Here is a 26,329-nt window from a genome sequence, read left to right as displayed (position 1 = left end):
CATCATGGCTGACCCGTTCGTCGCCGAAATCCGGATCTTTCCGTTCAATTTCGCGCCCAGGGGCTGGGCGTGGTGCGACGGGCAGTTGCTGCCGCTGTCGCAGAACACGGCGCTGTTTTCGCTGCTAGGCACCACTTATGGCGGCGACGGCAAGTCCAATTTCGCTTTGCCCGATCTGCAAGGCCGTGCGCCGATGTTCTGGGGTCAGGGGCCGGGCTTGTCCCTGCACGATCTTGGCGAGCCTGGCGGTACGGAAACGGTAACCCTGCTCGAAATCGGAAATTCCTAACCACACTCACGCAATGCGCGACCATGACATTGATCTGGGCGAGCTCAATGCGCCGTCATCGACGCGAAGCCTGGCCAAATCCACCAACGCAACAATCTATACCCCGGCGGCCAACCTGACGCAGATGAGTCCTCAATCGCTCCCCCCCGCCGGCGGCGACCTGCCACACAACAATCTGCAGCCCTATCTGACGCTCTATTTCTGCATCGCACTGCAAGGCGTCTTCCCACCAAGAACCTGAATTCCGAGCCAACAGGGCAGGGACCAATACGATGGCCAAGAAAGCAGCATCAGAGTCGAAAGCCCCCGCCGCGAAGACGCCAGCGCCAAGGGCGGCTTCCAAGGCCAGGGATGGCGGGCGTCCGGTGCGCTCCGGTCCCGCGCCCGTCTACCAGCACAAGCCGGCCGGCACGTCGTTTTTCGAACTGTCGCGGCTGATGGTGGTGGGGATCGATTCCGCCAAGGGGCAGTTGATCCAGAAGGCGCAGCTTTCGCCGAACGGGCCATGGCCTTCGGCCTGGTCGTTCATCGCGCCCGGCGCCTGGGTGATCATGACGGCGGGCCTCACCAAGGACGGCCGTGTCGCCGTGGTCGCGCAGCCATCGGGAACCACCAATCTGTCCTTCATCACCGAAGACGCCAACCAGATCGGCCCGGTCGAGAAATGGACCGCGCCGATGGGCATCGGCACGCCGCCCGGCGCCACCTCCTATCAGAAGCTTTCGATGGCGCGCGATGCCGACGGCCGCATCGAGGTCTTCGTCACTGACAATCAGGGCCGCATCTGGTGGATCTACCAGAATCCGGACCAGATCGTGCAGGTGCAGAAAACCATCACGCCGCCGGGCACGACGACACCGATCGTCGTCACCGTCGACGTGCTGACGCCGCCGGCCAAACCGTGGAGCGACTGGATCCAGATCCCCGGCGGGCTGGTGACGGTTTCGGCGATACGCCAGGGCGACGGCCGCATCGCCCTGTTCGGCATCAATTCGAACCTGCATCTCTATCGCTGCCAGCAGGCGAAGGCGCAGGCCCTGAAGGCCGCCGACTGGACGGGTTGGGTGCAGATCGACACGACCCAGACAGGTGGCTTCATCGAGATGGCGCCGGTCGTCGGCCCGCTGGGCGCCACCAATCTGTTCGCCCTGACCCAGAACGGCCAGGTGCTGCACACGCGCCAGATGCCCGCCGGATCGGATACGTGGACGCAGTGGGCGACACCCGGCTACTCCAGGGCGCCCAACCTTGCGCTTGCCGCCGGCATCCAGGGCGACGGCGATATCGTGCTGGTCGCCGCCGACCAGCAGCACTTCCTCCAATTCAACGCGCAATGGGATGCCTATACCCAGAACTGGTCGGGATGGCGCGATTTCGGCGCATCCCTTCGCTCGACGCGCCTGACGCTCAACTACAATGCCGACGGCCGGCTCGCTTTGTTCAGCCTGGCGCTCATGCCGGACGGCACCAACGGCCTGTGGACGATCAACCAGATGGGCATCGACAGTTCCGAATGGGAGTATAACTGGACGTCGCTGACCGACAACAATCTCAAGCAGATCGTCGTCGTGCGCGACCTGACGCCGCCGGTCTGACGGTTGATTTACGCCAGCGTGGCGCAAGCGAAGCAGGCCCGTCCGGTCTGGCCCCGGTCTGACACGGCCGGGCTCGGCTTCCGCGCTGCGACGGAAGCGGATTTGCCGTTCCTGTCGCGGCTCTATGCCTCGACCCGCTTCGAAGAACTCGCAGTGACGTCGTGGAGCGAGGCGCAGAAGGCCGAATTCCTCGGCATGCAGTTCCAGGCCCAGCATGCGCATTACCGAAAACACTATCCCGAGGCCGACTGGCTGGTGGTGGAACGCGATAGCGAAGACATCGGCCGCCTCTATGTCGAGCGCTGGCCAAGCCAGCACCGCATCATCGACATTGCCTTCCTGCCGCATCATCGCCGCAAGGGCTACGGCACCGCACTGCTCTGTGACCTCATCGACGAGGCATGGTTAGCCGGCAAATCAGCATCGATCCATGTCGAGAAGCACAATCCGGCGAGACGGCTTTATGCCGCGCTGGGCTTCGCGGTCGTCGAGGACAAGGGCGTTTATGACCTGATGGACTGTGCGCCGGGGGCGGCGGGGCTGGTATGTGACGGCGAGCATCGCAAGCGGCGGCTCTCACCAACGAAGAGGAGAGGCTTCAGCTAATTTCGAAGCGATCAGACCCTCCCTGCGTCAAGCCTCTAGTTGAACACCGCCTCGTACAGCCGCCCGGTCGCATCGGCGGCGACCGGCACGATGAAGATCTCGTGGCTGCCGCTTTCCCCCGTGAAAAGATAGGTCGCCTGCGGCAGCGCGATGTCGCGCGGGCCTTTGAACAGCAGCGAGAAACCGCCACCCGGGCGCGGGCTGGCGGCGATGGGCTTGACCGCGCTCAGTTCGAGCGGGATCTGCCGGCCCCCGGCTTCGACGGTGAAGGTTTGTCCCTGCTCGAAATCCGACACCGACGCCATTCCGTTTCCCTCAATCTGTCCGCTGGAGCGGTTCAGCGTTCGGATCGCTGATCCGGCTTTTGTTTCTTCGCAGTTGCCAAGGGAAAACCGCTCCACACTTTTCCTGGAATTGCTCCAGCGGAGGCACTGTCGCCGCTTCGCCGCAAGCTGTCCAGAGGCGGGCAGGCCGGCGGTCGTGTTCCCCAAGACAATCGACCGCCGCATCCCAAAATACAGCACCGCCTGTCCTTTTATGCGCGCAAGAGACGCTGTAGTACTTTGTTCCTGCGCGGGATTCCTTTCGACCCAAGATCAGCGCAAACAAGCATAGATCCCGGCTTCGGGACCATTGGCAGCCTGATGGGCGTGCGGTAGACGGATGATGGCGGATGCAAAGACGAACGGGACGGGCGATGCGTTGCCGCTGTTCTATTCGAGGCCCGAGGCGCTCAATCCGGCGCGGCACGGCTCGCTAGGCCTGACCGCGCGCAGCGACTTCGGCTTCGCCCGCTCCGCGCACGCCATTCCGGTGGTCGCGTCGGAAATGCCGGCGGCGATGCGATCCTACCCGATCGTCTTTATCGGCCCGGCCAAGTCGCCGGTGATCATCACCGGCGTGCGCCAGAACGAGAACCTGTTCGTCGATGCCGACGGCAAATGGACCGGGCCGCACTACATCCCCCCTATGTCCGGTTCATCCTGGCCGAAGACCCGACATCGGCCGGCCGGCTGACGCTGTGCGTCGAACGGGCCAGCGACCGGGTCGTCGACCAGTTGCTGGCGCCGTCCCGCGATGACAAGATCCTGCCGTTCTTCACCGGCAACGAGCCGACCGAAGCGACCAAACAGGCGCTCGCCTTCTGCAACCAGTTCCAGATCGACTTCAGAGCCACCCGCGAGATGGTCGAAAAGATCGATGCGCACGGCCTGTTTTCACCGCGCCAGAGCAAGGTGACGCTGGAAGGCGGCGAGGTGCTCAACCTCACCGATTTCCAGGTGATCGACGAGCCGGCCTTCAACAGATTGAGCGACGAGGCGTTTCTCGACCTGCGCAAATCCGGCGCGCTCGGCCTGCTCTATTGCCACCTCGCCTCGACCAACAGCTGGACCTCGCTGGTGCATCAGGCGTCGCTGCGGAAGGCGGCTGGGGCGAAGAGCGCCTGAGGAAAACGTTGCGGTTTTCCCGGCGTAACCTTCCAATCGATGCGTCCGGGCGGACAAGCCGGCTAGGCAGCAACCCTTCTGTCGTGCCGCCCTTCGCTGATCTCCTCGGCGAGCTTGTCGCAGAACGCCTCGAGATCGCCGGGGTTGCGGCTGGTGACAAGTCCCTGGTCGGTAACGACCTTGCTGTCCTCCCACAGACCGCCGGCGTTGATCACATCGGTCTTGATCGATTTGTAAGACGTGACCCGGCGACCCCTTACGATGCCTGTCTCGACGAGAAGCCAGGGCGCATGACAGATCGCGCCGACGACCTTCTTGGCCGACCAGAACGATTCGATGAAGCCCAGGGCCTTTCGCTCGACACGCAGCAGATCGGGATTGATGACCCCGCCGGGCAGGACGATCGCGTCATAGGCGTCCGCTCGCGCCTCATCCAAAGTCTTGTCGACGGGAACTTCTCGGCCCCAGTCCTTGAGATCCCAGCCTCTGATCTTGCCGCTTGCGAGCGACACGACATCGACCTTGGCGCCCGCCTCGCGCAGCTTCTTCAGCGGCACCTCAAGTTCGGATTGCTCGAACCCGTTCGTCGCCAGGATAGCGACGTGCTTGCCGGAAATGTCCTGCATGGCTTTCTCCATCGTTGCGTTGATGGAGCGCTAACGAGGCGAGGCGGGAACCGTTCCTCGCTGTAATTTTATGTGACTCCTGGGGAATTCCGCCGAAACTCTTAGCCAGGCAAGCCCAAAAACGAAAAAGCCGCGGAGTTCCGCGGCTTTTCGATGCTTAGTCCCCTGGAGGAAACTGGAGCGGGTGAAGCGATTCGAACGCTCGACCCCAACCTTGGCAAGGTTGTGCTCTACCCCTGAGCTACACCCGCTCGCACGGCGTCTTGGCCGCAAGCCGGGCCTATATGGCTGAAGAGCGCGGCGATTGCAACAGGGAAATCACAGGCTTTTTGTGACACGCCGCGCGGGGCCGGCAAGCCGCCGGCGGGCGCGTGAGTGGCGGGCGGCGGGGCGCCAGCGCGAAGGGCGGTGCCGCTCACCATGATGTCGCATGACGGTCTTGTGTCGGCTGCCCCATTGGCCGTAAACGGCTGGCTTGAGAAACGGAACGAAACCGATGCCGAAGACCGAAGCCGATTTGATGGCCTTTCTCGCCGAACTCGGCATTGCCGCGTCGACGAAGCGCCATCCGCCGCTCTACACGGTCGCGGATTCGCAGGCGTTGCGCGGCGAAATCGCCGGCGGGCACACGAAGAACCTGTTCCTGAAGGACAAGAAGGATAATTTCTTCCTGGTCACCGTCGGCGAGGACGCGGTCGTCGACCTGAAGCAGATCCACCAGGTGATCGGCGCCGCCAGCCGGGTCTCCTTCGGCAAGCCGGAGATGCTGATGGAGCTGCTCGGCGTCACACCGGGCGCCGTGACGGTCTTTGGCGTCATCAACGACACGGCAAACAGGGTCAAGCTCGTGCTCGACAAGGATTTGATGGAGCATGCGGTGATCAATGGGCATCCGCTGACCAATGAGGCGACGACATCGATCGCGGCGCGGGACCTGATCAGATTCGTCGAGGCAACCGGGCACGATGCTGCTATCTTGAAAGTCTCCGTGTGATCGCCACATGGATGGCTTGAGTCAGATGGTCTGAAGCATAGGGCGCCTGGCCGCCGGCCGGCGGCGCCACGGAAGGGTAAAGAGATGAGCGACAACAATCCGTTCGGCGGCTCCTTTGGCGGTAATGGCGGCCAGTACACCACCTCGGTGCAGTATGGTGGAGCGGCGCCGGCGCCGGCGAAAGTCGCGCTTGGCGATGCGCCCGCCGCTCCCGCCGATGTGATCAAGGACACGACGACGGCTGCCTTTGCCGCCGATGTCATCCAGGAATCGCGCCGCCAGCCGGTGCTGGTCGATTTCTGGGCGCCCTGGTGTGGGCCTTGCAAGCAACTGACGCCGCAGTTGGAGAAGGCGGTCAAGGCCGCCGGCGGCAGGGTCAAGCTGGTCAAGATGAACATCGATGATCATCCCTCGATCGCCGGCCAGCTCGGCATCCAGTCTATCCCGGCGGTCATCGCCTTCAAGGACGGCCAGCCGGTCGATGGCTTCATGGGCGCCATCCCGGAGAGCCAGATCAACGAATTCATCACCAAGGTCGGCGGCAAGGGCAACGGCGCGCCGCCGGTGGCGGAAGCCTTGGCAGCGGCGACCGAAGCGCGCGAGGCCGGCGACATGCAGACCGCGGCCGACATTTATGACGCCATCCTGGCGCAGGCGCCGGAGACGATCGAGGCGATCGCCGGACTGGGCGAACTGTTGTTCGACGCCGGCGACACGGAAGGCGCCGAGGCGCTTTTGGCAACAGCCCCGGAGGCCAAGAAGGATGCGCCGCCACTGGCAGCCCTACGGGCCAGGATGGCGGTTGCGGCGCAGGCGGCAGCTCTCGGCAATCCAGCCGAGTTCGAGCGCCGGCTGGAGGAAAATCCTGGGGATCACCAGGCGCGCTTCGATCTGGCCATGATCCAGAACGCCAACGGCGACCGCACCGCGGCCGCAGACAATCTGCTGGCCATCATCAAGGCCGACCGAAGCTGGAACGAGGATGGCGCCAGGACGCAATTGCTGCAGCTGTTCGAGGCATGGGGCATGACCCACGAGGCAACGCTTGCCGCGCGCCGCAAATTGTCGGCATTGCTGTTTTCCTGAGCCGTTTACCGGTTGTTTTGCCGCACGGGCTTGGCGTCGGCCATGACTGCGCCAGATTAGAACTGCGATGATGCGCTTCTGGTGAAGCGATCGGAGGAATATGGTGCAAGCGGGAAACGCGCATTACCGGCTCGCCAAGGATTTGCCGTCGACGATCCCGATCTTTCCGCTCGAGGGTGCGCTTTTGCTGCCGGGAGGCCGCATGCCGCTCAACATCTTCGAGCCGCGCTATCTGCAGATGGTGGACGAGGCGATCGCCGGCTCGCGGCTCATCGGCGTCATCCAGCCCAGTCTCGACGGCGCCTTGCGCGGCGATGGCGAGCCGGAGCTCTGCAATGTCGGTTGCGCCGGGCGCATCATCGCCTTTTCCGAGAGTGGCGACGGCCGCTACCTGATTTCGCTGCAGGGCGTGTGCCGGTTCCGCATCGCCCACGAATTGACGGTCAAGACGCCGTTTCGCCAGTGCAAGCCCGCGCCTTTCCTTGCCGATCTCGACGAGGATCAGGCGGACAACGAGATCGACCGGCCATCGCTGCTCAAGGCGTTTCGCGCCTATCTGCAGGCCAACGATTTGGAGGCCGACTGGGAAAGCGTCAGCCGCGCCGAAAATGCCATGCTGGTCAATGCGCTGTCGATGATGGCGCCCTACGGGCCGGCCGAGAAACAGGCGCTGCTCGAAGCAGCCGACCTGAAGACCCGGGCGGAGACGCTGATCGCCATCACCGAAATGGCGCTGGCGCGCGAGAATGAGGACTTTGGCTCGAGTTTGCAGTAAGATGTGTCGATATTCAGGTGAGACCGGCCTGCAAGTGGCGGCTTCCTGCGCTTCCCCGTTCTACCGCGTTGCGGTAGAACTGAGCTCACGTACGAAAAGTACGCTCCGCTCCGGTTCTCGGTATCAGCCATTTTCGACTCGGCCTGACCTGAATCTCGGCACATCTTAGGCCCGCAACTGGCTGGGAAGAGAATCTTATGGCGGCGGACGGACGTGACGAGAGGAAGGTCGATCCCAAGCTGCTGGAGCTGCTGGCCTGCCCGCTGACCAAGGGGCCGCTGGCATGGGATCCAGAGCGCGGCGAACTGATTTCCAGGGTCGCCAAGATTGCCTATCCGGTGCGTGACGGCATCCCGATCATGCTGCCCTCCGAGGCGCGGACGCTTTCGGTGGAGGACGTGCTCGCCCCGCCGCCGCCACGCTTGGGTGGGCCGGGCTGAGTTCTTGCACCACAGGCTGGTGAGGTGGGCGGGACAGCACCCCCTCTGGCCTACCGGCCATCTCCCCCGCAAGGGGGGAGATTGGATGTAGTCTCGGCTTTCGCTAATCTCCACGGTTGCTGGAATGTGCGAAAGCGCCAAAGCTGCCAATCTCCCTCCTTGCGGGGGAGATGTCCGGCAGGACAGAGGGGGGTGCTGTCCCGCTGCCATCGAAGTTTTTGACACTACTGAAAATTCCGCCCCTTGGGCATGACCCTTTCCGCTTCTTCGGACAGCGTTGCGAGATCCTGCCGGATCGGTGCGCTTTGTTTGGCGGGGCTGGAGTGATCCGAACGCTCCTTGGCGAGGTCTCTCGGAGGAACCGCTGGTTCGGCCCCGCTGACCTTCTCCAGAAGTACGGTCAGCCAGGGCGTCAGATCCTCGATCCTCTCGGCGACGATGTGGACCACGCCCGATTCAGACTGCAATTTTCCGGTGACCTTGACGAACCGGGCGCCCATGACGATCGGCCGGTAACGGTCGAAGGTTCTTTGCCAGAAGATGACGTTGGCCACCGCCTTGTCGTCCTCCAGCGTCAGGAAGATCGCGTTCCCCTTGCCAGGACGCTGCCGCACCAGCACGAGGCCGGCGACGGAGACGCGCCTGCCATCGCGCACGGAAGGCAGGTTCGCATTGGGGATGACGCCGGCGCGGTCGAGCCGCTCGCGCAGGAAGGCGACCGGATGCGCCTTCAGCGACAGGCCAAGCGCGCGGTAATCGTGGATGACATGCTCGCCGAGCGGCATTTTCGGCAGCTTCGTCTCGGGTTCCAGCTCGCGCAGGCGAAGCGCCGGCTGGTCGAACAGAGGCAGCCTTTCGGCGGCGCTCTTGCCGTCGAGCGCGCGCACCGCCCACAAGGCTTCGCGACGATCAAGGCCGAGCGAGCGGAAGGCATCGGCCTGCGCCAGCCGCTCGATCTCGCCGACATCGAGGCCGGAGCGCAGCCAGACATCCCGGACGGATCCGTAGCCTGAGCCGCGCCGTTCGACGAAGGCCGCCATGCGCTCCTTCGACAGGCCCTTGATCTGGCGGAAGCCGAGCCGGACGGCATGCTTCGTCTCGATGACGCCGCGCATTTCGGCATGGCACGGGAGGATACGGGCCGGATCGAACGGCGCCTTTTCCAGCGTACAATCCCACACCGAAAAATTGACGTCGACGTCGCGAATGTCGACGCCATGGTCGCTTGCGTCGCGCACCAACTGGGCCGGCTGGTAAAACCCCATCGGCTGTGAATTCAGGATCGCGGCGCAGAACACGTCGGGATAGAAGGTCTTGAACCAGCAGGAGGCATAGACGAGCAGGGCGAAGGAAGCGGCATGGCTTTCGGGAAAGCCATATTCGCCAAAGCCCTCGATCTGCTTGAAACAGCGCTCGGCGAAGTCCTTCGTGTAGCCTTTGTCGACCATGCCTTCGATCATGCGGCGACGATAATTGCCGATGGTGCCGGTGCGCTTGAAGGTGGCCATGGCACGGCGCAGTTCATCGGCCTCGCCCGGCTTGAAGCCGCCAGCAACGATGGCGATCTTCATCGCCTGTTCTTGGAACAGCGGCACACCAAGCGTCTTGCTGAGGATCGCCTCCAGCTCCGGCTTTTGATACTCGGCCTGCTCCTTGCCTTGCCGGCGGCGCAGATAGGGGTGGACCATGTCGCCCTGGATCGGGCCCGGCCGCACGATCGCCACCTCGATGACAAGGTCATAAAAGGTTTTCGGCTCAAGGCGCGGCAGCATTGACATCTGGGCGCGCGATTCGATCTGGAAGACGCCGAGCGTGTCGGCGCGGCAGATCATCTTGTAGACCTGCTTGTCCTCCGGCGGCAGGGTGGCCAGCACATAGGGCTGCCCATACGGGTCCCTCGCCTTTGGATAATGCTCAGTGAGCAAGGTGAAGGCGCGTTGCAGGCAGGTCAGCATGCCGAGCGCCAGCACGTCCACTTTCAGGATTTTCACTGCGTCGAGATCATCCTTGTCCCACTCCACCATCTTGCGCTGGTCCATCGCCGTCTTGACGATGGGCACGATCTCATCGAGCCGGTCCCTTGTGATGACGAAGCCGCCGACATGCTGCGACAAATGGCGGGGAAACCCCATGATCTCGTTGGCGCGTTCCATCACATGCCGAGACACCGGATCGGTGCGGTCGAGGCCGCCGGCGCGGGCTTCCTTCTCGCCGAGCTCCGAGGTCGACCAGCCCCAGATCGAGCCGGAAAGGGACGTCCTGATATCGTCGGACAGACCCATTGCCTTCGACACTTCGCGCAGCGCCGACCGGCCGCGATAGCTGATGACGGCGGCGGCAAGTGCTGTGCGCTTGCCGCTGTATTTCGTATAGATGTATTGCATCACCTCTTCGCGTCGCTCATGCTCGAAGTCGACGTCGATATCCGGCGGCTCGTTCCTCTCCTCGGAAATGAAGCGCTCGAAGAGCGTATCGATCTTGTCGGGTCCGACTTCGGTGATGCCGATGCAGAAGCAGATGACCGAATTGGCGGCCGAACCACGTCCTTGGCAGAGAATGCCCTGGCCACGGGCGAATTTGATGATGTCGTAGACGGTCAGGAAATAGCGAGCGTAGTTGAGGCGCTCGATGAGAGTGAGCTCTTCCTGGATGCGCTTGATCACCGAATCCGGCACACCCGCCGGATAGCGGTTGGCCGCTCCCTCCCGAGCCAGCCGCTCCAGTTCAGCCTGTGGGCCAAGACCCGATTCCGTCGGCTCATCGGGGTAATTGTACTGGAGGTCGCTGAGCGAAAAAGTCAGCTCTTGCGCAAACCGCAAGGTCTCGGCCAATGCTTGCGGATGCCTGCGGAACAGGCGCGTCATCTCCATTGGCAGCTTCAGATGGCGCTCGGCATTGGCGCTGAGTTGCAGCCCGACCTCGGCGACGGGCGTGTTGAGGCGGATCGCGGTCAGCACGTCCTGCAGCGGGCGCCGTTCGGCCGTGTGGTAGAGAACGTCGTTGGTCGCCATCAGCGGAATACCGACGCTCTCGGCAAGCGCCGCGGCCTGCTCGATGCGGAAACGGTCATTGCCGGCGTAGTCGGGCGAAACGGCCAGACGGAGATTTCTGCCGAAACGATCCTTGAGCAGCCGAAGCAAGGCGAGACCGTCCTGCGCGCCCGCCGACAGACCGGGCAGGACCGCCAGCGACATCAGGTCACCCCATTCGAGAAGGTCGCCGCGCTGCAGAAGGGTGGCGCCTTTTTCGTTCTCGTCGCGCAGATTGGCTTGGGTGAGCATGCGGCAGAGATGTCCCCAGCCCTTGCGGTCCTGGGGATAGGCGAGGATGTCCGGCGTGCCGTCGCCGAAAACCAGCCGGCAGCCGGGGTGATAGGAGAGTTTTTCGACCTTGGCCTGCTGCCAGGCGCGAACCACGCCGGCCACCGTGTTGCGGTCGGCAAGCCCGATCGCCGAGAAGCCCAGGAGCTTGGCCGCGACCACCAGCTCCTCCGGCTTGGAGGCGCCGCGCAGGAAGGAGAAATTCGACTGGATGCCGAACTCGGCATAGGGGATGACGGTCAGCGCGTTCATGCGAAGACACCATGCATGAACCAGCGCGGCGGGACCTGCGTGTTGCCGTAAAGACCTTGCCGGTAAAGCCAATAGCGGCGACCATCGGCGTCCTCGATACGGAAGTAGTCGCGGGTTGACGTGATCGGGTCGCTCGCTGCCTCGCGCCACCATTCGGCGGCGATGCGTTCCGGCCCTTCGGCACGCGTGACCCGGTAGAGCGCGCGGCGCCAGCGGAAGTTCAGCGGTGGTCCTTCCGGCATTTCAGTGGCCGGCACATCGATGGGTTCGGGCGAGCGGAACAGCCGGATCGGCCGTTCCGGCGGAAAGATGGTTTGTGGTGCCTGCAGCCTGCCGGGCTTTTTCGGCGGCGTGGTCCGGCGTGGCGCTTCGGTGAAGGGGATCGTGGCGACGGCGCGCTCCGGCAGATGGCTTTCGACCGCGACCGGCCGGAGAACCGCGCCCTCGCCGAGCCGGGCGCGGATGCGGTCGGCGAACAGCGCGATGTCGGCACCGTCGTCGGCCGTTTCGCCAGTCAGATCGGCCTGCTGCATGTCGAAGGTGGCTGCCGCCAGCACCGAAAGCCGCACCAAGTCGAAGCCATAACCGGCATCGATATCCTGTTCGAGCGCGGCCAGCCGCTCATGGAACAGTTTCTGGATCAGCATGGGTTCGCGCATCGGCCGCGAGGTGCCGAGCGCGATGCGGCTGACGGCGCCGTCGACCCGAAAGAGCAGCAGCGCCAGTGTCCTGGCACCCTCGCCGCGGCGCTCGAGATCGATTTTCAAGGTCGCCGCCAGCATGCCCACCAGCCGTTCGATGTCCTCGGTCAGGGTGATGGGTTCGGCGAGGTGGCGTTCGACCGAAAGCGGCGCGACGGGAAGGCGCGGCGAGACTGCCTCGTCGAGGCGGCCAAGCGCCTGATCGAGGCGCAGGAGCAGCAAGGCGCCAAAGCGGCGGGCGAGCGGCGCGCGCGGTGCCGCCATGACGGCGCCCGCCGTGCGCAGGCCGACGCTTTCCAGGCTGGTGCGGGTCGCCGGTTCGATGCGCAATGCGGCCAGCGGCAGGGGTGCCAGCAGCGCTTCCTCCTCGCCTGACACAACGATGCGGTCGCCGCAAAACCGTGCCGCCGCCCAGGCCGCGCCCGGCGTCGCGGCAAGCCCGGCACGGACATCGAAACCCTGATGGAAGAAGCGCGACAGGATGTCGTCCAGCATGGCACGTTCGCCGCCGAACAGATGGGTGCAGCCGGTGACGTCGAGAAACAGGCCGTCCGCGCCATCCAGCGCCACCAGCGGGGTGTAGCGGTCGCACCAGTCGGCAAGGCCTTCGAGCAGGCGGCGGTCGGCTTCCGGATCGGCCTCGACGATGTCGATCGACGGATGCATGGCGCGCGCATCGGCGATGCCCATGTCGCGCTTCAGGTGCAGCGCCTCAGCCCGCTCGTCGAGGGCCGAGATGCGCTGTGCGTTGCGGTCGCGATGGCTGATCACGAGCGGCGGGTGAGATGGGTGATCCGACGGCCGGGAACGCCAGGACCGCCCCAGACGCTGGCGCAGGACCCTTTCCGCCGCCAGATAGGGAAACCACAGGGACAGGATTCTTTGGCCGGTTTCTTCCCCCACCTGCTCCTTCGTCGCCCGCTCTTTCGTCGCCCGCTCTTTCGTCGAATGCGCATTCATCGGGGTTCCACTCCAGTGTGAATTGTCCAGGCAGGGCCGTGCGGCTCTTGCCGATGGTGAGGGTGAAGGCCGGGCGGCCGATCGAGCCGGCCAGCGGCCCGGCGATGGTGTCGCGCGGCACCGCCGGTGCCGACGTGACGATGAGGCGGACGGGTGCCGCCGTCGGTTCGGGCTCGGCCGCCTGCCGCAGCAGGAACACCGGGCGGCCGGCCGCTTGCGCCCTTGCATGCAGCCGGCGTGTCGCGGTCAGGTCAAGCCGCTGCGGATTGCCGCGAATTTCGAGGATGACCGCGGCGAGCGCCGTCATCCGGGCCGCCTCCTCGGCGACCCACAGCGCATCGACAAGTCTCGGTGCCTCGGAAAACAGCAATTGCTCCGGCTCGATGCCGAACGAGGCGTGAAGCCCCCTGGCATAGGGAAAGCCGGCCTCGCGAAAGATCTCCGATGTGCCTATCCACAGCACCGGCAGCCCCGGCGTTTGCTTGAGGATCAGGCTTGTGAGCGACAAAGCGAAGCCGGCGACGGCCCCGGCATCGCGGGTTTGCGTGCCATGGATTTCGCTCAGGGCGGCCTTCGGCAGGCCGCCGCTCAGGGCGGCGTCGAGGCGCTCGACGCCAATAGGCAGGAACGCATCCGGCAACGCCGCGGCAATGCCACGCCGGACGATTGTGAGATCGGTGTTGACGTCGGCATCAAAGGGCGCGGCGGCCGGCGCAGCCAAGCGCTCGGGCAGCGTTCCCTCGATTTTCGCGATCTGGCGGCGCAGGGCAAAAACAGTCTCCCGCGCCACGGCGGTCATCGCCATGACGGTCAGCTTCCACTCACATTGTTCCTGTTATGTTCCCTATAGATTCCAGAGCGCATCTCAAGAGTCAAGCAGACACATGGGGAATTTATTCCTCTCCGCGCGGATGGCGCAGGCGCATCGGCCCGTGTCATTTGCCGATTACGGTGCGAAAGCCTATATGCCGGGATCAAAGGACAAAGCATGGCCCGCATCTACAAGACCCGCACCTGGCACGACGAACTCTCGCCCTCGATGGACGAAATGGAGTTCCTGGCGCTGGAGGCGTACGCCCATCTGCCGGAGGATTTTCGCAAGCTGACCGGCGAGATCGTCATCCAGATCGCCGAGTTCCCGACCGACGAGATCATGGACGATCTGTCGTTGGAGACGCCGTTCGACCTGCTCGGCCTGTTTGAGGGACGCGGCATCGCCGAGCGCTGGAACCCGCAGACCGGCGAAGGCCCGAACCGGATCACGCTCTACCGCCGCGCCATCCTCGACTACTGGTCCGAGAACGAAGAGACGCTGGGCGACATCGTCACCCACGTGCTGATCCACGAGATCGGCCACCATTTCGGCCTGTCGGACGATGATATGGAGAAGATCGAAGAGGCGGCGGAATAGCTGGTTCCTGCGTCGCGTGAAATGTCCATTCCTATCCAGTCGGTCCAGAACCCAGCGGCGGCAAGGGTTTCTGGGATCCCGCTTCAGATAGGTTGGTCATTCGGCTGATGAAAAGATGCAGCGCCTTGCGCACGGCGAGCGATGGCGGCTCGGACGGATGCCACTCCGGAAAATGACCATCAACCACCATTCGTGCCAACCCATAGACAAAGGCACGAGCGGCAAGAACCAGATGATCGAAATCCGCGTTCGCAGCCAGTTGACCCTGGTGTTGCGCTTGGGTCAGCAGGTCGATCATCTTCCGGCGAATGGCCTCATTCTGACCGCGAAGACTGTCCGACGCGTCGAAATCAATCAGGGTTCGGGAACTGATGATCTGGAAATGCGTGGGATTGGCGATCGCCCATTCCAGATAGCCTTGTCCGATTGCTTCGAAGGCCACGATGGGATCCGCGCTGTCGACTGCTGAAAGTGCATTGGCAACGGCCTCTGTCAGCCGGTTCATGGCCTGTTCGGCGACCGCGGTCAGCAGCGCTGTTTTCGACTGAAAATGCCGGAAGGGGGCGCCGGGGGAAACGCCGGCCCGCTTTGCGGCTTCGCGCACGCTTACATTGTCGGGGCCGCCTTCCTCGACAAGTTTAATTGCAGCATCGATCAACGTGTCCCGCAAATGGCCATGGTGGTAGCCGGTGCGGTGAGGCGTCTTGGCGTTTGCCATCTCTTCTCCTTCGTTTTCGTTCCGGAGGCCTGCCTCACGCATCTGTAGCACGATCCGCGATTTATGTAATCACTGTTTACAATGCAGGCAAGAGCATGTAAGCAGTGATTACAGATGGGATCGGAACAGGCCTGCGGTCTTCGCGGCTCCCGTTTTCCCGGATGAGGAAACGAAGATGCTTGCCAGAACCGCCGAACCCCGCCGTCCGCAATCGCTCATTTCGCTGAGGAGTTCAGCCGAAGAACCTCAGCGCAAAGAGAATTCCACGACCATCCAGTCGAGCGCGGCTGTGCCCAGCGCTACGCTTTATCGGCTTGCCTCCGCGGCCGGCGTCGGAAGCGCGCTTATTCTCCTGGTCAACGCGGCCAAACGCAGCTCGCTCATCGCGACCACCGATCTGACGCAACTTCTCGCACCGGTCGCCGAGATATTGGCGCTTGGTCTTGTCGTCGGCCTGTTTCTTGCGTTTGGCCGGCGCGCGGGCCTGTTCGGCACCATCGCGTTTGTCATCAACTTCGTTGCACTGGCAAGTTTGGTCGGTGTGGAAGTGGTGATCAATCTGGTATTTTCGAAACTTCCGCTGACAACCATCATCGAGCTGCGCGCCGGCCCTCTCGGACTGGCTTTGGTCGTCAGTTCGTTCCTTTTTCTGCTTGGGACACTTGCGTTTGTAATCTCTCTTGTCGTTGCAAGAGGCGTTCCGCGCATTCCACTCGCCCTCTATTTCATTGGCGCGGTGCCTATCGCGCTCCGTGCGTTCGTGCCGGAGTGGGCTCTTGACCTGGGCCTGGTGACGCTTGCGGCAGCCATCGCCTGGCTGGCCGGCTGGCTGTGGATGCGAGCGGAGCCTACCAGTCGCTGAGCTTCGTATCGGGTCCGTATTCCTGGCCGTCTATATCCTTGACCACGGCCTGGCCGCAACGCATCGCTTTGGCCTTCTTGTCGTAGGCATAGGTCGGCGAGCCGAACAGGTGCCAGCCCTTGTTCAGCGCCGCCGTCACCTTGTGGCAGAAGCTGGCATCGTCCGGAGCGGACAGAAAGCGGTAGAGTTTCATTGTTCAATTCCTGTCGTGAGTAGCTATAGCTCGCCCGCATCCATCGAGCATTTATGACCCGATGGCGGCTGCCTTCGCCAGCAGTTTTTCGGCCTGCGCCAAGTGCAGCCGCTCGACCATCCTGCCGTTCAGCGCGATCACGCCCTTGCCGGCATTTTCCGGCAGCGCGAAGGCTTCCTTCACCGAGCGCGCCTCGGCCACCGCTTCCATGGACGGCGCAAAGGCTCGGTTCGCGGCTTCGATCTGGGCCGGGTGGATAAGGCTCTTGCCGTCGAACCCCATGGCTGCGGCTTCCGCGCATTCATGTGTGAAAGCGTCGAGGTCACGAAAATCGTTGGAGACGCCGTCGAGCATGTCGATGCCGCCGGCGCGCGCGGCCAGCACCATCTGCATCAGCCATGGCACGAGGTAGCGTCGATCAGGCGTTGCCAGAATGCCGGTCTCCTTGACCAGATCATTCGTTCCGGCAACGAAACAATTTAGCCGCGAGGCCGGATCACGGCCAAGCTCGGCGATGGCGCCGATGTTGAGCAGCGCCTTGGGCGTCTCGATCATCGCCCATAGTTTCACGCTATCGGGGACAAAATTGTCGTCAAGCACATCGCCGGCCTCGAGCAGGTCGCGCGGCGTGTCGACCTTGGGCAGAAGGATGCCGTCGGGCTCACAGCTTGCGGCAGCCAGCAGGTCGTCGGCGCCCCATTCGCTTGATATCGCATTGATGCGCACGATCATCTCGCAGCGTCTGCCAATATGGCTGGCAACGGGATGGCCGGCGAAAATGCTGGCCAGTTTTTCGCGGGCAGTGATCTTGTCGGCCGGAGCGACGGCGTCTTCCAGGTCGATGATGATTGCGTCGCAGGCAAGCTGCGCGATCTTGGCCAAGGCCTTGTCATTGGAGGCCGGGATGTAGAGCACGGAGCGGCGCGGGCGATAGGTTTCCATGGGTGATCTATGCCGCCTGCGGGCGGTCGAGGCAAGCGCCCGACTTGTACCTGAGGCGAGCCAATCGCGAAAGCTGGTGCTGCCCCTCACCGTCCTGCCGGACATCCCCGTAAACGGGGCGAGAGTAGCTGGCCGGAACGCCGGCGCCTTTCTTGCGACGCTGGAGATTGGCGAAACCGGAGATAAGAGCATCCCTCGCCCCGTTTACGGGGAGAGGATGCCGGCAGGCAGGCGAGGGGCAGCGCCCACGTTAGAAAGATGGCGAATTCAACCTCAATTGCCTGCACGAAAACTGCACATGCCTGCGGAAAACCTCCTCGCATCCGCCCCACCCTTTCCCCGTCGGCCTGACAAACAGGCGGCATGCAAAAGCGAGCAAAACCCTATTGGTTCCTGCCTCACCGGCTGCGCAGCGAAGGCTGGTGGCTGGCCGATCGCCGCGCGCGAACGCCACGGCGATCCTCATTCCCTTTGTCCGCAGAACCCCGCCGGCAATCCGGCCGGACGCCATCAGGAAGGCCAGGTCATGATATCCTTCTTCACCGCCGCGCCAGGCTATTGCACCCGCTTCGGGGTCGCCATCCTGCTGGCAGCACTTGCGGATTCTCTCTTTTATGGCCAACCCGCCGGCATCACGGTTTTCCTGTTTGCCACCCTGATTGCCGCCGCGGTGGTCGCCGTGCATCCCGCAGCCTTCAGCGACGGCAGGGTCTGGCTCAAGCCCGCCGCCCTGCTTGTCGCGCTGCTGCCGCTCGCCGAGAACATCAGTGCCTTGTCGGTCTCGATCGCGCTGGCGGCGCTGACCGTCTTTGCGCTTTCGCTGAGCGGGCGGCTGCGGCACAGCATCGCGCGTATTGCCGGCCAGATCGCGCTGTTCGGGCTGGCGGCGCCGTTCCGCTTCGCCAACGATTTCATCCGCTGGCGCAAGACGGCGCGCCGGTTCGGCCGACGGCGCATCCGGCTGGCGGCGATCGCCGTCTGGGTGATGCCGCTGACGCTGGGTGCGGTCTTCCTGGCGCTGTTCGGCGCCGCCAATCCGGTGATCGACTACTGGCTGTCGCTGATCGACCTCGTGAGGCTGCTCGATCTTATCCAACTGGCGCGGATTGCCTTCTGGCTGTTCGTGCTAGCTGCTGTCTGGGCTTTTCTGCGGCCGCGCCTGCCGCGCCTGGTTCGTCGCATCCCGCACGCGGCGCCGGCCGTCAGCGCTCAAGCCGACAAAACCGTCACCACCATCGAAGACATCCTGTTCGGCAAGGCCGCCATCCTGCGCGCCCTGATCGTCTTCAACGTCCTGTTTGCGCTGCAGACGGCGCTCGACGCCACCTATCTGTGGGGCGGGGCGGCCCTTCCCGACGGGCTGAGCTACGCGGCCTACGCGCATCGTGGCGCCTATCCCTTGATGGTCACTGCGCTGCTTGCCGCCGTCTTCGTGCTGGCAGCGCTGCGGCCAGGCAGCGAGACATCGGCCGATCCGCTCATCCGCCGCCTGGTCTATGCCTGGGTGGTGCAGAACATCATGCTGGTCATCTCGTCGATCCTGCGGCTCGACCTCTATGTCGGCATCTATGCATTGACCTACTGGCGCGTCGCCGCCTTTGTCTGGATGGGGCTGGTGGGAGCAGGCCTTGCCCTGATCATTGCCCGCATCGCGCTTAGAAAATCCAACGAATGGCTGCTGTCCGCCAATCTTCTGACGTTATCTCTGGCGCTTTATGCCGGCTGTTTCATCAATTTTGCAGCGACGATCGCCAACTACAATGTCGACCATTCCCTCGAAATGACCGGCCAGGGCATTCCCCTAGACGCCTGGTATCTTCACTCGCTCGGTCCGGGCGCGTTTCCCGCACTCGATCGGTTCCTCGAGCAGCAGGGCAAGACGGCGGCCGCCGGCACGGACCGCGAACTGGCTGGCGTGCGCGGCAGTGATGAAATCTGGTATCGAACTATCCAGCAGAACTGGCGGGCCTGGAGCTTTCGCGACTGGCGGCTGCTTCGATATCTCGACACCAAGGGGCCGTTCGTGATTCCCTCCGCTATCGAACCTTCCATGCCGGGCCGCTGATCCATGCCGCATCACATCCTCGTCGCCGACGATGACCCGCACATCCGCGAAGTGATCTGCTTTGCGCTGGAAAAGGCCGGCATGAAAACGACAGGGGTGGCCGACGGTGCCGCCGCCCTGCAAGCGATCGGACGCCGGGCGCCGGATCTTGTCGTGCTCGACATCGGCATGCCGGAGATGGACGGGCTGGAGGTCTGCCGGCGACTGCGGCACACATCCGATGTGCCGGTGCTGTTCCTGTCCGCGCGCGACGAGGAGATCGACCGCATCCTCGGGCTCGAAATGGGCGGCGACGACTATGTAACGAAACCATTCAGCCCGCGCGAGCTGGTCGCCCGCGTCAACGTCATCCTGCGGCGCGCCCGCCCGGCGGCGCCCGAACCGGTCGACAACAGGCAGTTTTCGCATGGCAAACTGGCTCTGGCGCCGGCCAGTCACGCTGCCAGCTTCGACGGCAAGGCGCTATCGTTGACAGGAATAGAGTTCTCGATCCTGAAGGGGTTCCTGGCGCGGCCGGCGCATGTGCTCGACCGAGACGCGGTGATGGCCAGTGCCTATGCCGGCAACATCCATGTCGCCGGCCGCACCGTCGACAGCCATATCCGCAACATCCGCGCCAAGCTGGCAGCAGTGGGTTGCCTGGATGTTATCGAGACGGTGCATGGCGTCGGCTTCCGGCTCGGCCGATGCGGCTGACGACTTCCGGCAAATGGGTCGGCCGCAAATGGCGGCCACGGCTTGCCACGGTCGTCGTCGCCATCCTGATCATGGTGATGGCCCTGCCATTGGTCGGCTTGTTCTTCTTCCGTCTCTACGAGAACCAGCTGATCCGCCAGACCGAAGCGGAGCTGATCGCGCAAGGGGCGGCCATCGCCGCCATCTATGCGCAGGATGTGCGTGACGCCGGTATTGCGGCGGACAAGCTCGGCGCGCCGATGCCGAGGCCAAGCGGAGCTTCAAGCCGAAGCGACAATCCGGACCCGCTCTACAGGCCAATCGAGCCGCAACTCGATCTTGCCTCGGATTATGTGCTGCCGACCCGGCCGGCGGCGATGCCTGCGATCGTCGATCCCACCTTTGCCGCGATCGGTACCCGTCTGTCCGGTATTCTCGACGCCACGCAGAAAACCACGCTGGCCGGCTTCCGGCTGCTCGATCCCCGGGGCGTCGTCATCGCCGGTCGTGGCGAGGTCGGCCAGTCGCTCGGTGCGGCCGAGGAGGTGCGCACAGCGCTTGCCGGTCACTATGCCAGCGCGCTCAGGCTGCGCATTCCCGACCAGCCGACGCCACCGCTCTATTCGGTCAGCCGCGGCACCAAGGTGCGGGTCTTCGTCGCTTTGCCGGTCGCCGTCGACGGCAAGGTCGCCGGCGTCGTCTATGTGTCGCGGACGCCCAACAACATCATCAAACATCTCTATGGCGAACGCGGCAAGGTGACGTTGGCGGCGATTGCCATTCTCGGCGGCACGCTGCTCATCGGTCTCATCTTCCTGCGCACCGTCAGCCGGCCGATCTATGCGCTGATCGACCGCACCGAGCGCATCGCCGCCGGCGACCGCACGGCGATCCGGCCGCTCGACCATCACGGCACGCGAGAGATGGCGGAGCTGTCCGCAGCCTTTCTCGACATGGCCGAAAAGCTTCAGGCGCGGTCGGACAGCATCCAGACTTTCGCCACCCATGTCTCGCACGAGCTCAAATCGCCGCTGACAGCGATCCAGGGCGCGGCCGAACTGCTGCGCGATTCCGGTGGCGCTATGGACGATACGGAGCGGCGGCGCTTTTCCGACAATATCGTCACCGACGCCGGGCGGCTCAATCTGCTGGTTCGCCGTCTGCTCGACCTAGCGCGTGCCGAAAACCTGGCGCCGAGCGGCGAAAGCACATCGATCGGTGCGGCGCTGGCGCTGCTGCCCGTCGACAACAGGCTGGCGGTTTGCGTCGGAGCCGGCGGCGACATCAGATTGCGCATATCGGCCGAGAACGCGGCTATCGTGCTGGCCAATCTCATCGACAATTCGGCCAGGCACGGCGCGACGGCGGTTTCTGTCTCCGCTACGAGCGCCGACGGCAAGGCGAGCATCCTGGTCAGCGACGACGGCGCCGGCATTTCGCCGAGCAATCGGGCGCGCATTTTCGAGCCGTTCTTCACCACGCGGCGCGAACAGGGCGGCACCGGCATGGGGCTCGGCATCGTGCTGGCCCTCCTGAAAGCGCATGATGGTATGATCGCGCTGGTTGACAGCGAACGCGGCACGCGCTTCGAGATCATTGTGCCGGTGGCGTGACGGACACCATCGGCCGGATCGGAGAAAAAATGCGCTACGACATCGTCATCATCGGTGGAGCCATCGTCGGCTCCTCGGTCGCCTATTACCTGCGTGAGCAAGGGTTTTCCGGCACGATCGCGCTGGTCGAGCGTGATCCGCAATTCGCGCATGCGGCAACGACGCTGTCCATGGCTTCGATCCGCCAGCAATTCTCGATCCCGGAAAACATCCGCCTGTCGCAGTTCACGCTAAAACTGTTCCGGCGGCTGAAGGAAGAGTTCGGGGATGATGCCGATATCGGCTTTCGCGAGGGCGGCTACCTCATCCTTGCCGGCGAGGACGGCTTGCCGATCCTCAAGAGCAATCACGAGGCGCAGATCGCGGAGGGCGCCGACATCGTGCTCGAGGATGCCGACCAGCTTACGCGCCGGTTCCCGTGGCTGTCGACCGAGGGCATTTCAGCCGGCGCCTATGGCCGCACCGGCGAAGGCTGGTTCGACGCGCATGCGATGCTGACGCTGTTCCGAAAGGCGCTGCGGCAGAAGAAAGTCGATTTCATCGCCGCCGATGTCACCAGCATCGCGCGCGATGGCAACCGCGTCACGGGAGTGAGCCTCGGCAATGGCGAGACGCTGAAGGCCGGCATCGTCGTCAACGCCGCCGGCCCGAACGCCGGCAAGGTGGCTGCCATGGCCGGGCTTGAACTCCCGGTCGAGCCGCGCAAGCGCAATGTCTTCGTCTTCGAGGCGCGCGAGAAATATGCCGACATGCCGCTGCTGGTCGATCCCTCCGGCATCTATGTTCGTCCGGAAGGCTCGGTCTACCTCACCGGCGGCGCCGAACCGGAGGAAGGCGACCGCGCACCCGATCCCGGTGACTTCGAGGTAAGCTGGCCGCTGTTCGAAGAGGTAATCTGGCCGGTGCTGGCGACCCGCATTCCCGCCTTCGAGGCAATCAAGCCGACCCGCGCCTGGGCCGGCCACTACGACTACAACACGCTCGACCAGAACGCGGTGATCGGTCCGCATCCCGAAGTCGGCAATTTCATCTTCGCCAACGGATTCTCCGGCCACGGCCTGCAGCAGGCGCCGGCGGTCGGCAAGGCGCTGGCCGAACTGATCGTGCATGGTGGCTACCGCACGGTGGACTGCTCGGCGTTTGGGTATGAGCGGGTGGCGGAGGGAAGGGCGTTCCGGGAATTGAATGTGATTTGAGCGATCAGCGCAGACCGCCGTTCTGTCGAGTTCCCCCCTCTGGCCTGCCGGCCATCTCCCCCGCAAGAAGGGAGATCGGCAGCTTCAGCGCCTTGCTCTTTCCTGCAACGCAGGAATTGGCGAAAGCGGTTGAGCGCTCAATCTCCCCCCTTGCGGGGGAGATGTCCGGCAGGACAGAGGGGGGTGCTGTCCCGCTAGCCGTTGCAAGTCAGGTGACCGCACGTCAGCCCTTGCGGTCGAACCAGAAGGCGTCGGCCATGCGCTTCATGCCGATACGTTCGTAGAAGCCGACGGCGTCGGGCATGGAGATCAGGCTGATGGCGACCGACGATCCAAGCTGCCGGCGCGCCTCGTCCATCAGGCCCTTGCCTATGCCGAGCCCCTGCGCCGATCGGGAAACGGCGAGTTCGGAGATGTAGCAGACCCAGGAGAAGTCGGTGATCGCCCTGATAACGCCGATCAGCGGCTTGCCCTCGACGTCGAGGCGCGCGGTCAGTACCAGGTTGGCGCCCGACAGCATCGCCCGCAGCCGTGCTTCATCATCGACCGGCCGTGTCTCGCCGAGGCCGGATTCGACCAGCACGCGACGGAATTCGGCGATGTCGAGCGCGGCTTCGCTGTTATAGAGGACGTGTGCGTTTTCTGCCATGTCCGCCAGACTGCACCATCGGGCTGGCTTGTGCCACCGTGCACGAACAGTTGCCTTTTATTTGCCGCCGGCTTTGTGTAAACCGTGCCTCAGCAATCCCCCCGCAACGAAAACACGGGCAAAAGCCATGGAAAAGTTCACCAAGCTCACCGGCGTCGCCGCTCCGATGCCGATCGTCAATGTCGACACCGACATGATCATCCCGAAGGATTACCTCAAGACGATCAAGCGCACCGGGCTCGGCACCGGCCTGTTCGCCGAAATGCGCTACAAGGATGACGGCTCGGAAAACCCGGATTTCGTGCTCAACAAGCCGGCCTACCGCAAGGCGCAGATCCTGGTTGCCGGCGACAATTTCGGCTGCGGTTCCAGCCGCGAGCACGCACCGTGGGCGCTGCTCGACTTCGGCATTCGCTGCGTCATCTCGACCTCGTTCGCCGACATTTTCTACAACAACTGCTTCAAGAATGGCATCCTGCCGATCACCGTCAGCCCCGAGGATCTCGAGAAGCTGATGGACGACGCCTCGCGCGGCTCCAATGCCACCGTGTCGGTCGACCTCGAATCCAAGGAAATCCGTGGTCCCGACGGCGGTGTCGTCACCTTCGACCTTGACGATTTCAAGCGGCACTGCCTGCTCAACGGGCTCGACGACATCGGCCTGACCATGGAGAAGGCCGGCGCCATCGCCTCGTTCGAGAAGCGCAACGCCGAACAGCGCCCCTGGGCCTGAGCGGTACACACTCCAGGCGGAGGCCCGGCCGCTTTTCAGGCCTTCGTTGCGCCGGGTTCGTTGCGACTGAGTGGAGGGACAGTCATGACACGTTTGCTTCTTGCCGGCGTTTGCGGGCTGGCCTTGTTGCTGGGGCAAACCGTGAGCGCGTTTGCGCAGACACAGGCACCCGCCAACCAGCCGGCCCCGGCGACGGACCAGCCGTCCGCCGATCAGGGGACGAACGCCGCCGACGCTGCCGATGACGACAAGCAGGCGCCCGTCCCTTTCGAAGGCGGCACGCTGACCATCACCCAGAAGGAACAGTATGGCGAGAAGGTGCTTGCCTATGACGGCCAGCAGCTGGCCACCAACTATGACGTCTTCTTTGACAGGATCGTGGAAGTCGGCGGCGTCAAGGTGGCGCTGTTCGATGTCGGCGACGGCGGCAACCAATGCGGGCCGGCGACGGTGATCGTCTGGAAACCGGAAGGTGGCACGATCCAGAGCACAATGGTCGAGCAGGACCAGTGCGGCGCCCCGCCCTCGGCGGTGTCCGACAATGCCATCTATTTCGTGCCGTATCTGTTGCCGGGGGATGAGAAACCGGCTTTGCAATGGTCGCCGACCGATGGGCTGACGATTTCGGGCAATCTGACCTACATGCCGGAACCCGGCACGGACTGGAAAGACATCGATCCGGAAAAGTACCAGAACATCATCGACGCTTTCCACAATGAGGCTGTCTACAAGGAAGCCGAAAAGCTGCTGGGCAAGGACATGCCCGATATGGCGACCAGCCTGCTGGTCGGCGGCGGCACGGAAAAGACCGCTTCGGGCGCCTTCTACGCCAGCGGCTGCGTGCCGCATGATTGCGGCGGCAATGACGGCTTCATGGCGGTCGACCCGGCCAAGCAAAGGCTCTATTTTGCGCGCCGCGGCGACAATGGCAAGCCGCAGGCGTGGCCTGATGTGGCGACATGGCCGGCCGATGTGAAGGCGGCGTTGGACAAGGCGCTGGGGTCTGCGAACTAGGCATTTCGGCGGTGGACCAAAAACTGTTTCGCCGCGATCCTTCACACCCCCCTCTGCCCTGCCGGGCATCTCCCCCGCAAGGGGGGAGATCGGCAGCTTGGCCGCTCTGCCTATCTCTGCACCGTTTGTAACTGGCGAAAGCATTCGAGACATCCGATCTCCCTCCTTGCGGGGGAGATGGCCGGCAGGCCAGAGGGGGGTGCTGTCCCGCCGACATAAAAATGCCTTTGCAGCGCCAGTCGCTCTGCGTTGACCCATGGTCAGATCTGCCCTTTCCCTGCAAAATGGCCCACCACAACTCACGAGAACCCCATGCGAAAACTCATCTCCACCGGTTCCCCCTTCGAAAAGACCGCCGGCTATTCGCGCGCCGTGGTGCAGGGCGACTGGTGTTTCGTCTCCGGAACGACCGGTTACGACTATGCGACGATGACGATGCCGGAGCCGGTGGAGGCGCAGACGCGCAATTGCCTGGCGACGATTGCCAAGGCGCTGCAGGATGGCGGTTTCGACATGGCCGACGTGGTGCGGGCGCATTACTACATCACCGACCAGGCCTTCGTGGACATCGTCTTCCCGATTCTGGGCGAGACGTTCGGCGATATCAGGCCGGCGGCGACGATGATCGTCTGCCAGCTCAACAAACCGGAAATGAAGATCGAGATCGAGGTAACGGCGCTGCGGCGCACGGCTTGAAAGGCGACCGACGATGAAAGTCCGGCGCATCGTTGCCAATATCGAGACATCGGATGCCACTGCGGCCAAGCGTTTCTATCAGGATGTCCTCGGCCTCGATGTGCTTATGGACCTTGGCTGGATCGCCACCTACGGCTCGCAAGCAAAGATGGATGTCCAGGTCAGTTTCATGGCGCAAGGCGGCTCCGAAACGCCGGTGCCGGATCTTTCGATCGAGGTCGATGATGTCGATGCGGCGCTCGGCGCCATGAAGACGGCGGGCTTCGCCATCGAATACGGACCGGCCGACGAACCGTGGGGCGTGCGCCGCTTCTATGTCCGCGATCCGTTCGGCCGGCTGGTCAACATTCTCTCGCATCGGTGAAGGTTTAGCCTGGGTTCCTCACCCCCACGAATGTGGGGGAGAGCGACTATCTGGGGTGTCAAGTTGCAATTACGAACTCGTTGCGCGCATCGCGTGCTTTTGCATT

27 protein-coding genes, 1 tRNA gene and 1 pseudogene are annotated in these 26,329 nt (G+C 63.7%); 19 read left to right on the top strand and 10 right to left on the bottom strand.

The features are described 5' to 3' along the window. The first annotated feature begins 4 nt into the window (after positions 1-4). The 3 genes and pseudogenes from NKH97_RS27745 (at position 5) to NKH97_RS27735 (ending at position 2,490) form a co-directional block, all read left to right on the top strand. A pseudogene (locus tag NKH97_RS27745) lies at positions 5-530 on the top strand (phage tail protein). A 31-nt stretch (positions 531-561) separates the two neighbouring features. Further along, positions 562-1,884 (top strand): DUF8189 domain-containing protein, encoded by a 1,323-nt coding sequence (locus NKH97_RS27740; protein ID WP_023810881.1) that lies wholly within the window; start codon positions 562-564, stop codon positions 1,882-1,884. Between the two features lie 3 nt (positions 1,885-1,887). After that, positions 1,888-2,490, top strand: coding sequence for a GNAT family N-acetyltransferase (locus NKH97_RS27735; protein ID WP_352799196.1), 603 nt, complete (start codon positions 1,888-1,890; stop codon positions 2,488-2,490). Positions 2,491-2,525: 35 nt separating this feature from the next. On the opposite strand, the gene NKH97_RS27730 is transcribed toward NKH97_RS27735, so the two are convergent. Continuing rightward, a complete protein-coding gene (locus NKH97_RS27730) occupies positions 2,526-2,891 on the bottom strand; it encodes a DUF6916 family protein (RefSeq protein ID WP_352799195.1) in 366 nt (121 codons plus the stop codon). Positions 2,892-3,153: 262 nt separating this feature from the next. Here NKH97_RS27730 and NKH97_RS27725 point away from each other — a divergent pair, with 262 nt between their 5' ends. Continuing rightward, the gene (locus NKH97_RS27725; RefSeq protein ID WP_352799194.1) at positions 3,154-3,507 is read left to right on the top strand and encodes a SapC family protein; all 354 of its coding nucleotides are present in this window, start codon (positions 3,154-3,156) and stop codon (positions 3,505-3,507) included. After that, positions 3,432-3,938, top strand: a complete 507-nt coding sequence (locus tag NKH97_RS27720; RefSeq protein ID WP_352799193.1) for a SapC family protein — start codon at positions 3,432-3,434, stop codon at positions 3,936-3,938. Before NKH97_RS27725 ends, NKH97_RS27720 begins: the two co-directional genes overlap by 76 nt. A 62-nt stretch (positions 3,939-4,000) precedes the next feature. On the opposite strand, the gene NKH97_RS27715 is transcribed toward NKH97_RS27720, so the two are convergent. Next, positions 4,001-4,564, bottom strand: a complete 564-nt coding sequence (locus NKH97_RS27715) for a type 1 glutamine amidotransferase domain-containing protein (RefSeq protein WP_352799192.1) — start codon at positions 4,562-4,564, stop codon at positions 4,001-4,003. 176 nt (positions 4,565-4,740) lie between these two features. Beyond that, positions 4,741-4,815, bottom strand: a tRNA-Gly gene (locus tag NKH97_RS27710). A 245-nt stretch (positions 4,816-5,060) separates the two neighbouring features. On the opposite strand from NKH97_RS27710, the gene NKH97_RS27705 reads away from it, so the two are divergent. The 4 genes from NKH97_RS27705 (at position 5,061) to NKH97_RS27690 (ending at position 7,859) form a co-directional block, all read left to right on the top strand. Further along, positions 5,061-5,558 (top strand): prolyl-tRNA synthetase associated domain-containing protein, encoded by a 498-nt coding sequence (locus NKH97_RS27705; protein WP_023810886.1) that lies wholly within the window; start codon positions 5,061-5,063, stop codon positions 5,556-5,558. An 84-nt stretch (positions 5,559-5,642) separates the two neighbouring features. Then, on the top strand, positions 5,643-6,644 hold the full coding sequence (trxA, locus tag NKH97_RS27700; protein ID WP_352799191.1) for a thioredoxin: 1,002 nt from the start codon (positions 5,643-5,645) through the stop codon (positions 6,642-6,644). A gap of 103 nt (positions 6,645-6,747) precedes the next feature. Next, positions 6,748-7,419, top strand: a complete 672-nt coding sequence (locus NKH97_RS27695; RefSeq protein ID WP_023810888.1) for an LON peptidase substrate-binding domain-containing protein — start codon at positions 6,748-6,750, stop codon at positions 7,417-7,419. 197 nt (positions 7,420-7,616) lie between these two features. After that, positions 7,617-7,859: a Trm112 family protein gene (locus NKH97_RS27690; protein ID WP_127261272.1), complete on the top strand. Its 243-nt coding sequence runs from the start codon at positions 7,617-7,619 to the stop codon at positions 7,857-7,859. A 224-nt stretch (positions 7,860-8,083) separates the two neighbouring features. Here the strand turns inward: NKH97_RS27690 and NKH97_RS27685 are convergent, their stop codons facing one another. From NKH97_RS27685 to NKH97_RS27675, 3 genes are read right to left on the bottom strand one after another with little or no spacing between them, the layout of a single operon-like run. Next, a complete protein-coding gene (locus NKH97_RS27685; protein WP_352799190.1) occupies positions 8,084-11,431 on the bottom strand; it encodes an error-prone DNA polymerase in 3,348 nt (1,115 codons plus the stop codon). Further along, entirely contained in the window at positions 11,428-12,903 is a 1,476-nt protein-coding gene (locus tag NKH97_RS27680; RefSeq protein ID WP_352799189.1) for a DUF6504 family protein, read from the bottom strand. Before NKH97_RS27680 ends, NKH97_RS27685 begins: the two co-directional genes overlap by 4 nt. Beyond that, positions 12,845-13,897 carry an ImuA family protein gene (locus tag NKH97_RS27675; RefSeq protein WP_023810892.1) on the bottom strand — a complete coding sequence of 351 codons (1,053 nt, stop codon included), beginning with the start codon at positions 13,895-13,897 and terminating at the stop codon, positions 12,845-12,847. The genes NKH97_RS27680 and NKH97_RS27675 overlap by 59 nt, the downstream gene beginning before the upstream one ends. A 183-nt stretch (positions 13,898-14,080) precedes the next feature. Here NKH97_RS27675 and NKH97_RS27670 point away from each other — a divergent pair, with 183 nt between their 5' ends. Then, positions 14,081-14,503, top strand: coding sequence for a metallopeptidase family protein (locus tag NKH97_RS27670; protein WP_023763026.1), 423 nt, complete (start codon positions 14,081-14,083; stop codon positions 14,501-14,503). Between the two features lie 31 nt (positions 14,504-14,534). Here the strand turns inward: NKH97_RS27670 and NKH97_RS27665 are convergent, their stop codons facing one another. Continuing rightward, positions 14,535-15,221, bottom strand: a complete 687-nt coding sequence (locus tag NKH97_RS27665) for a TetR/AcrR family transcriptional regulator (protein ID WP_352799188.1) — start codon at positions 15,219-15,221, stop codon at positions 14,535-14,537. Positions 15,222-15,396: 175 nt separating this feature from the next. On the opposite strand from NKH97_RS27665, the gene NKH97_RS27660 reads away from it, so the two are divergent. Beyond that, the gene (locus NKH97_RS27660) at positions 15,397-16,083 is read left to right on the top strand and encodes a hypothetical protein (protein WP_352612530.1); all 687 of its coding nucleotides are present in this window, start codon (positions 15,397-15,399) and stop codon (positions 16,081-16,083) included. Here NKH97_RS27660 and NKH97_RS27655 read toward each other — a convergent pair. Both NKH97_RS27655 and NKH97_RS27650 read right to left on the bottom strand, forming a co-directional pair. Next, positions 16,070-16,276, bottom strand: a complete 207-nt coding sequence (locus NKH97_RS27655) for a DUF1737 domain-containing protein (protein ID WP_013528780.1) — start codon at positions 16,274-16,276, stop codon at positions 16,070-16,072. The two genes, NKH97_RS27660 and NKH97_RS27655, sit on opposite strands and share 14 nt — an antisense overlap. A 51-nt stretch (positions 16,277-16,327) precedes the next feature. Next, positions 16,328-17,218 carry an HpcH/HpaI aldolase/citrate lyase family protein gene (locus tag NKH97_RS27650; protein WP_352442389.1) on the bottom strand — a complete coding sequence of 297 codons (891 nt, stop codon included), beginning with the start codon at positions 17,216-17,218 and terminating at the stop codon, positions 16,328-16,330. Between the two features lie 526 nt (positions 17,219-17,744). Between NKH97_RS27650 and NKH97_RS27645 the strand changes: the two genes are divergently transcribed. From NKH97_RS27645 to NKH97_RS27630, 4 genes are read left to right on the top strand one after another with little or no spacing between them, the layout of a single operon-like run. Next, positions 17,745-19,283, top strand: coding sequence for a DUF4153 domain-containing protein (locus NKH97_RS27645; RefSeq protein ID WP_352799187.1), 1,539 nt, complete (start codon positions 17,745-17,747; stop codon positions 19,281-19,283). Between the two features lie 3 nt (positions 19,284-19,286). Further along, complete coding sequence (locus NKH97_RS27640; protein ID WP_023810896.1) at positions 19,287-19,979, top strand: response regulator transcription factor; 693 nt, start codon at positions 19,287-19,289, stop codon at positions 19,977-19,979. Continuing rightward, complete coding sequence (locus NKH97_RS27635) at positions 19,970-21,571, top strand: ATP-binding protein (RefSeq protein WP_352799186.1); 1,602 nt, start codon at positions 19,970-19,972, stop codon at positions 21,569-21,571. Before NKH97_RS27640 ends, NKH97_RS27635 begins: the two co-directional genes overlap by 10 nt. Positions 21,572-21,600: 29 nt before the next feature. After that, on the top strand, positions 21,601-22,767 hold the full coding sequence (locus NKH97_RS27630) for an NAD(P)/FAD-dependent oxidoreductase (RefSeq protein ID WP_352612523.1): 1,167 nt from the start codon (positions 21,601-21,603) through the stop codon (positions 22,765-22,767). A gap of 223 nt (positions 22,768-22,990) precedes the next feature. Here the strand turns inward: NKH97_RS27630 and NKH97_RS27625 are convergent, their stop codons facing one another. Next, a complete protein-coding gene (locus NKH97_RS27625; protein WP_352799185.1) occupies positions 22,991-23,416 on the bottom strand; it encodes a GNAT family N-acetyltransferase in 426 nt (141 codons plus the stop codon). Between the two features lie 127 nt (positions 23,417-23,543). On the opposite strand from NKH97_RS27625, the gene leuD reads away from it, so the two are divergent. The 4 genes from leuD (at position 23,544) to NKH97_RS27605 (ending at position 26,223) form a co-directional block, all read left to right on the top strand. Then, positions 23,544-24,149: a 3-isopropylmalate dehydratase small subunit gene (gene leuD, locus NKH97_RS27620; protein WP_127329306.1), complete on the top strand. Its 606-nt coding sequence runs from the start codon at positions 23,544-23,546 to the stop codon at positions 24,147-24,149. 84 nt (positions 24,150-24,233) lie between these two features. After that, on the top strand, positions 24,234-25,163 hold the full coding sequence (locus tag NKH97_RS27615) for an Ivy family c-type lysozyme inhibitor (RefSeq protein WP_352612521.1): 930 nt from the start codon (positions 24,234-24,236) through the stop codon (positions 25,161-25,163). 312 nt (positions 25,164-25,475) lie between these two features. After that, complete coding sequence (locus NKH97_RS27610) at positions 25,476-25,859, top strand: RidA family protein (RefSeq protein ID WP_352723110.1); 384 nt, start codon at positions 25,476-25,478, stop codon at positions 25,857-25,859. A gap of 13 nt (positions 25,860-25,872) precedes the next feature. Continuing rightward, positions 25,873-26,223 (top strand): VOC family protein, encoded by a 351-nt coding sequence (locus NKH97_RS27605; RefSeq protein ID WP_352555955.1) that lies wholly within the window; start codon positions 25,873-25,875, stop codon positions 26,221-26,223. Positions 26,224-26,329: the final 106 nt, after the last annotated feature.

The sequence above is a fragment of the Mesorhizobium sp. M0870 genome, from assembly GCF_040319775.1.
Lineage (GTDB): Bacteria > Pseudomonadota > Alphaproteobacteria > Rhizobiales > Rhizobiaceae > Mesorhizobium.
Note: the sequence above shows the minus strand (reverse complement) of the source record. Positions and strands in the feature narration are given on the sequence as shown.